General features: G+C 71.7%; 3 protein-coding genes. All 3 read right to left on the bottom strand.

Annotated elements, in window-relative coordinates; translation table 11 throughout:
* A partial coding sequence (locus LCE31_RS39090) for a hypothetical protein (RefSeq protein WP_225023001.1) occupies positions 1-286 on the bottom strand: 286 nt, incomplete at its 3' end.
* Between the two features lie 67 nt (positions 287-353).
* A complete protein-coding gene (locus LCE31_RS39085; RefSeq protein ID WP_225023000.1) occupies positions 354-1,289 on the bottom strand; it encodes an ATP/GTP-binding protein in 936 nt (311 codons plus the stop codon).
* Positions 1,283-1,849 carry a hypothetical protein gene (locus LCE31_RS39080; protein WP_225022999.1) on the bottom strand — a complete coding sequence of 189 codons (567 nt, stop codon included), beginning with the start codon at positions 1,847-1,849 and terminating at the stop codon, positions 1,283-1,285. Before LCE31_RS39080 ends, LCE31_RS39085 begins: the two co-directional genes overlap by 7 nt.
* Positions 1,850-2,202 lie beyond the last annotated feature (353 nt).

Below are 2,202 nucleotides of genomic sequence, written 5' to 3'. Positions count from 1 at the left end.
GTGAGCAGTACACGGCATCCACCCGCTTGCGGGTGCCGCCGGTGGCCTCGCCGGTGAACCACCAGCTCTTGCAGACCGGGCAGCGCTTGCGGGGCCGGTGGTACGCGCGGCCCTCCCGCAGGGCGGCGGCGAACTCCACGTTCGTCTGCCACCACTGCTCGCGCTCCCGCTTCCAGCGCCACATCTTCGTGCGGCAGGCCGCGGAGCAGTACCGGCGCGAGGACCGGCTCTCCCCGGGCAGCGGCCTGCCGCACTGGCCACAGCGCCGGACGTTCTTGCTCGTCACCTCTCCAGGGTCCTCCCGCCCGCCTCGCGGGACCAGGAGCACGAAGGCGAAGGCGTCGCTGCCGGTGTCAGTTGACGACCTGGACCTCGTGGACGCGTACGGAGCTCGCAGAGCGGCGGGTCGCGGTCAGGGTGCCGCTCTGTCCCGCTCCGGTCCAGGTGATGTTCCACGTCGTCGTCGCGGTGACGGGGTAGCGGTCGCCCGCTGCGGTGGTGCTGGGGCGGGTGTAGCGGTAACCGCAGTCGGGGGACGTCTTCAGCCCGTACGAGGCGTCGTAGGGGGTGCCGGGGGCGGTGCAGGTGACCGGGTGGCCGCCGTCGCCCATGTCCCACACCACCCGCGCCACGCGGGCGATCGCGCTCACCGTGACGCCGCCCGTGCTCGCGGACGCGGTGGCCGGCCCCGTACGGCTGGGGCCCGGCTTGTTCCACATCCACACGGGCATGCCCACCACGCCCGTGCCGTCTGGGCGCGGCGCGATCCCGATGTCCGGGCCGCGCAGCGGCAGCTTCTTGACGGCTTCGCGGGCGAGGGCTTGGACGTCGACGCCGCCACCGGGGGCGGTACGGGCGTACGTGACCCCGCCCCGCTGGAGGTCCGCGATGCTGCCGGGGCAGGTGACGTTGTACAGCTTGCCGGGATCGCCCGGCTTCCAGCCGTCCGGAAGACCGATGGCGACCTTCCAGTCCAGTGGCTCGGGGTCCTTGATCGGCTCCCAGTAGCAGGCGTCCGCTGCGTTGAACGTGCCCATGTCGGGGGTGGAGCAGGGCACCGGCTTACCCGCCAGCACGCAGCGGGGTTTGCCTGCCGCCTTGCCGCTGCTCGCGGGCTGCCTGCCGGGTTTGCTCGACTGCCCGGTGCCCGGCTGGGTCGCGGTCACGTCGCAGTTGAGCTTCGTCTGGGGACAGGTCACCCCGCCGCCGTCCGCCGCTGCCGGTTCGGCGGGCACCGCCAGGAGCAGCACGAGCCCGAGTCCGGCCGCCGCGGCTTTGCCGCTCAGCACGTGCGCTGCCGGTCGATGGTGTACGTGAAGAACCTCCACGTCCCGGACTTCGGCCGCATCGCCGTCACGGTCACCACGTGGCGGCGTGACCCGTTGTACGGCGTTGCCTTGCCGGTCTTCGCGTCGACCTCGTTGTAGTGCGTGGAGTCGGCGCAGTCGGTCACGGTGGCCTTCATCGGGTCGTCGGCCGTGTCGATCGCGGTCACCTTCGGCGAGCGCGTCACGCTCCCCTTCTGCACGGTGCCCGCCTGCTGCTGCGCGTACAGAGTCAGCTTGATGTCGGTCAGCGCGTGGTCGACCGCGTACCGGGACAGGCCGGGGTCGAGTTTCGCGGTGGCGTACGTACGCGCCTCCGCGTCGGTCATGCTCCGGTACGCGGCCAGCACCGCGGCTTTCTGCGCGGCATCCGGATCGGCCGGCGCCCGGCTCACCGCCGTCGTCGAGGGCGCCGCCGCGACTTTGCTGTCGCTGCCGCCGCTCCCGCAGCCGGTCACCACCGCGCACAGCGCCAACGCCCCAGCCAGCGCCGCCCACCGGCCGCGCCCGTGTCGTGCTGCCACCCCACACCCCGCGCTCATGGAATCGATCACGCACACGGTAACGCCCCCGTACGGAACCAGTCACAGGCCTCCGGGCCCGTGAGCGGTGACCGGTCACGAGACGCGGGACGCTGTGACCGGTGACCGGTCACGCCGGTCACCGACACCAGACCCCCTGACTGCAAGTCATCACCGGCCCGGCACATGAGACCAGCCCTCCCCGCCGCTGACCGGGCGGAGAGGGTCTTCACGCTCGCGGGCAAGCCCGGAAACCAGTGCTGACCTGCGATGACGACCGGCAGCCCGCATCGAGTGGTGTAGGGGAGAGTGTAGGGAGAAGTGTAGGAAGGAGTGTAGGGAAGAAGACAAGACAG

This window comes from Streptomyces sp. 8L (assembly GCF_020176795.1).
In the GTDB taxonomy this organism is placed as follows: Bacteria; Actinomycetota; Actinomycetes; order Streptomycetales; family Streptomycetaceae; genus Streptomyces.
Note: the sequence above shows the minus strand (reverse complement) of the source record. Positions and strands in the feature narration are given on the sequence as shown.